Raw genomic sequence first — 4,047 nt, 5'->3', positions numbered from 1 at the left:
GTGGCCGCCGCCCGCTGGAAGTTCAGTCCGGGCCGCAGCCGCACCACCCGCAGCTCCGGGTGCTCCCGCTCCGCCCGGTCGAGCAACGCCTCCACCTCGGCCTTGTCCCGGCTGTACGACGAGCCGGGCACCCCGGTCGCCGGCCAGCGCTCGGAGACCGGGTGGTCCTTCGGGCCGGACGCGTAGACGCCGACGGACGACGCGTACACCAGAGCCGGCACGCCGGCGCGGACCACGGCGTCGATCACGGCCGCGCTGCCGCCCACGTTGGTGCGGTGCAGTACGCGCTGGTCGTGGCTGGGCTGGATCTGCCAGGCCAGGTGCACCACCGCGTCGGCCCCGGCGAAGACCTCGGCGAGCTGGTCGGCGGCGCCGGGCAGGCCGACGTCGCAGGAGTGCCACTCCACCTGCTCGTACGGCTCACCGCACTCCGGCCCGGGCAGCCGGCGGGCCACCCCGGCGAGATCCACTCCGCGTTCCCGCCGCAGCCGGCGCAACACCGCGGTGCCCGCGTTGCCGGTCGCCCCCACCACCACGATCCGCATGCCCGACCCCTACCCGTTCCGCAGCGCGTCAATCGCTTCTGGGGCAACGGCTCCCGCCGAAAACTAGTACGCTCGCGGTCGCGTCCGGCGGACTCGATCACGGCAGCGGCGCGGGGCGGCGGTCGCGGGGCGAGCGGCGGAAAGGGTGGGCAGGATGGAGAACCACCTCGATCGAAGCGGCCGGCCGCGGGCGACCGTCTATCCGGCGTCGCTGACCCAGAGCCGCCTGATCAAGGGGCGTCACGCGCCGGGCGGCCCGCCCGCGCAGATCGTGGGCACCCACCTGCTGATCCGCGGGGCGCTGGACGTCGACCGGCTCCGCGACGCGCTGATCGGACTCGTCCGCCGGCACACCATCCTCCGCACCAACTACGCGTTCGCGGAATCGGGAGAGGTCCTGGCGATCGTCCATCCGGGCGAGGGCCCGGACGTGTTCACGATCGCACCGGCCACCGGGCTGTCGGACGAGGACGAGATACGCAAGCACGTGAGCGACGTCCTCGACGGCGCCACCCACCGGTTCACGTCCCCGGACCGCCACACGATGCTCCAGGCGATCCTGATCCCGCACACGCCAGGCGTCCACAGCCTCCTACTGGTCATCGACCACATCGCGATCGACGAGCGTTCGAGGGCGGTTCTCCAGCGCGATCTGGCCGCGCTCTACGCGGGCCGGTCGGAGGATCTCGCCGAGCCGTACGCCTACGATTCGTCCGCCGTCCGGAACACGTTCCCGAGCATCGAGGACTCGCCGGAGATCCTCGATCTCCTCACGCCGCTGCCGCCACGATTCCTGACCGATCTCGAGGCGGAGACAACTGTGCCGGTGGTGACCGAGGGTCTGCTCGGCCCGGAGATCTCCGCTCGCATGGGCGCCGCGGCGAGGCGGTTGGGCTGCACGCGCTTCATCATCCACGTCACCGCGCTGCTCTGGGCGCTGAAGCAGTTCTCCGGGACCGACGACGTCAGCCTCGTCACGGCCGTGGACACCCGACTGCGGCCGCAGGACTTCGACACCGTCGGCTTCTTCCAGAACCTGATCCTCCTGCGCTCCCGCTCGCCCCGGTCCGCGGGCCTGCAGCGGACCTTCGAGGAGTGCCGGACGCTCGTACGCGACTCGCTGCGGCGGCGTGACTACCCCATCGCCTCGCTGATCGCCCACGCCGCCGAGAGGCGCGAGGGAGGCACCCGCCGGAACCCGCTCTACCAGGTCGTGCTGGCGTACGCGCGGGAGGACGTGGACCTCAACTGGGCGCTGGACGGTGTCGACGTGCGAGCGATGGAGATCGATCACCCACAGGCGTCCATCGAGCTGCTCATGTTCGTCACCGAGTCCCCGTCCGACACGAACACGCTGCTGATCGGCGCGGCGGACGTGCTCGGAGCGGACGATCTGCACCGACTGCTGGCCCTGTGGCGGGAGACGGTCGGCGAGCTCACCCGGGACGGATCGGTCCACCCGGCCGGCACCCGGGCGGAATAGTCGCGAAGCCGCCGACGTCGCCCGCCGTTCCGCAGGCCGGCGCTGGCCGGGTGGTGGTCAACGCGTGGCCAGGTGCTCGGCCAGGAAACGTTCGACGGCTTCGTAGTAGGCCTGCCGGTTCTCCGGGCGGGTCAGGCCGTGGCCCTCGTCGGGAAAGAGCAGATAGTCGTACGGCACGCCCTTGGCGCGAAGCGCGGCGACGATCTGTTCCGCCTCGTCCTGGGTGACCCGTACGTCGTTGGCACCCTGCGCGACCAGCACCGGGACGGTGATGTCCTCGACCCGCGACAGCGGCGACCGCTGCCACAGCATGTCCTGCTCGGTCTCCGGGTCGCCCACCTGCGTCCGCATGAACGCGGCCAGCGGCGTCCGGTACGGCGCCCCGCCGGCCAGCATGGTCAGCAGGTTCGACGGGCCGCACAGGCTGATCGCGCAGGCGAACACCCCGGGGGTGAACGCCACACCGGCCAGGGCCGCGTACCCGCCGTATGAGCAACCCATGATCGCGAGCCGGGACCGGTCGACGGCGCCGGACGCGACGAGGTGGTCCACGGCGTCGAGCAGGTCGGTGTGCATCGCGGCACCCCACTGCTTGGTGCCGAGGTTGCGGAAGTGCTTGCCGTAGCCGGTGGAGCCGCGGAAGTTGACCTGGACGCAGGCGTATCCCCGGTTGGCCAGCAGTTGCGCCTCCTCGTCCAGACCGAACGAGTTGCGTGACCACGGCCCGCCGTGCACGTTCACGACAGCCGGCAGGTCCCGGCGCTCGGCGGCGGGTGGCCAGGTCACGTAGCCGTGCACGGTGACGCCGTCGCGGGCGGTGAACGTGAAGGGTTCCATCCGGGCGAGCCGGTACCGGTCCAGCTCGGGCTGGTGGTTGAACAGGTACGTCAGCCGGCCGGCACGGCGTTCGTAGAGGTAGTAGCGGACCGGGTCGGCGCTGGTGACCACGGAGAGGATCCAACGTTCGTCGGCGCGGTCGGTGCGATCGACGTACACCTCGGCGTCGATGCCGGCCACCGCCAGGTCGCTGTGGATGCGGGCCAGGTCCTTGGCGTACTCCTCGTCGAGGAAGACGCGCTCGTCGCGGTCCTTGGCGAACACGACCGCCTCCGGTCGGCGCGTCGCCGGGTCCAGCTCGACACGGCGGATGTCGTACGTGGGGTCCGCGGCGAGGAGCGTCTGCGCACCGGTGGTGGTGTCGACCGCGTACAGCCGGTTGGCGTTGGCCCCGATCGACGACAGCAGATAGCACGTCGCGCCGTCGCGGGTGAATCCGAGGACGCGGGTGCCCATGGTGTCCTCGTACGGGACGTCGAGCCAGGGTTCACCGTCCAGTTCGATGGTGGTGCCGCCGTCCGGGCGCATCCGCGTGCCGCCGCGGACCCGCAGGTCGGTGTCGACGATCCAGCTCAGATACCCCGGGTTCGTGGCGACCTTGGTGAGCGTGCCGGTCGGCAGGTCCAAGCGGTACACGTCGTGCAGGTGCCGCTGGTCGCGATTCAGGCCGAGCAGGACGACGTCCGGATGCCACCGGTTGTGTGCCATGATCCGCGTCTGGACTCCGTCGAACGGGGTGGCGCAGCGCTCCGCGCCGGTCACCAGGTCGACCAGATACAGCCGCCAGCTCTCGTCGCCGTCGGCGTCGCGCAGGTAGAACAGCGTGCGGTCGTCGTGGCAGACGCCGAACGTGCGGACCCCCCGGCGCCGGTCCCGGGTCACGGGCGTGGCGGCGCCCGGGTCGTCCACCGGGGAGCTCCAGACGTTCAGCACGCCGTCGTACGGTGCCAGGAACAGCAGGCGGGTGCCGTCCGGGGAGATCTCCGGTTTCAGGTAGGCCGGGTTACCGAACAGCGTGGCGTACGGAATCAGGGGTACGTCGTCAGCGCTCATGTCGTGCTCCTCACCGGGGCGGAACGCCACCAGTCGTGCAGCCGCGGATACTGGGCGATCGCGTCGTCCGTGCTCAGCAACGCCGGCGGCGGCTCGGCCAGGGCCTGCCGCGCGGCCTTCCCGACCGCC

3 protein-coding genes are annotated in these 4,047 nt (G+C 71.3%); 1 reads left to right on the top strand and 2 read right to left on the bottom strand.

What is annotated here, in order from left to right; genetic code table 11:
* Positions 1-545 (bottom strand): NAD-dependent epimerase/dehydratase family protein (locus AB0B91_RS64390; RefSeq protein WP_358342866.1); only part of this gene is annotated, 545 nt, incomplete at its 3' end.
* A 154-nt stretch (positions 546-699) separates the two neighbouring features.
* On the opposite strand from AB0B91_RS64390, the gene AB0B91_RS64385 reads away from it, so the two are divergent.
* Positions 700-2,028, top strand: coding sequence for a condensation domain-containing protein (locus AB0B91_RS64385; protein WP_089002508.1), 1,329 nt, complete (start codon positions 700-702; stop codon positions 2,026-2,028).
* Positions 2,029-2,085: 57 nt separating this feature from the next.
* Here the strand turns inward: AB0B91_RS64385 and AB0B91_RS64380 are convergent, their stop codons facing one another.
* Positions 2,086-3,918 (bottom strand): S9 family peptidase, encoded by a 1,833-nt coding sequence (locus AB0B91_RS64380; RefSeq protein WP_089003752.1) that lies wholly within the window; start codon positions 3,916-3,918, stop codon positions 2,086-2,088.
* Between the last annotated feature and the right edge of the window lie 129 nt (positions 3,919-4,047).

It is taken from the genome of Nonomuraea sp. NPDC049141 (assembly GCF_040648415.1).
GTDB lineage: Bacteria > Actinomycetota > Actinomycetes > Streptosporangiales > Streptosporangiaceae > Nonomuraea.
Note: the sequence above shows the minus strand (reverse complement) of the source record. Positions and strands in the feature narration are given on the sequence as shown.

Excerpts from the sequence above, each read along its gene's own strand:
- AB0B91_RS64385 (WP_089002508.1), top strand. The coding sequence starts at position 700 with ATGGAGAACCACCTCGATCGAAGCGGCCGGCCGCGGGCGACCGTCTAT.
- AB0B91_RS64380 (WP_089003752.1), bottom strand. The coding sequence starts at position 3,918 with ATGAGCGCTGACGACGTACCCCTGATTCCGTACGCCACGCTGTTCGGT.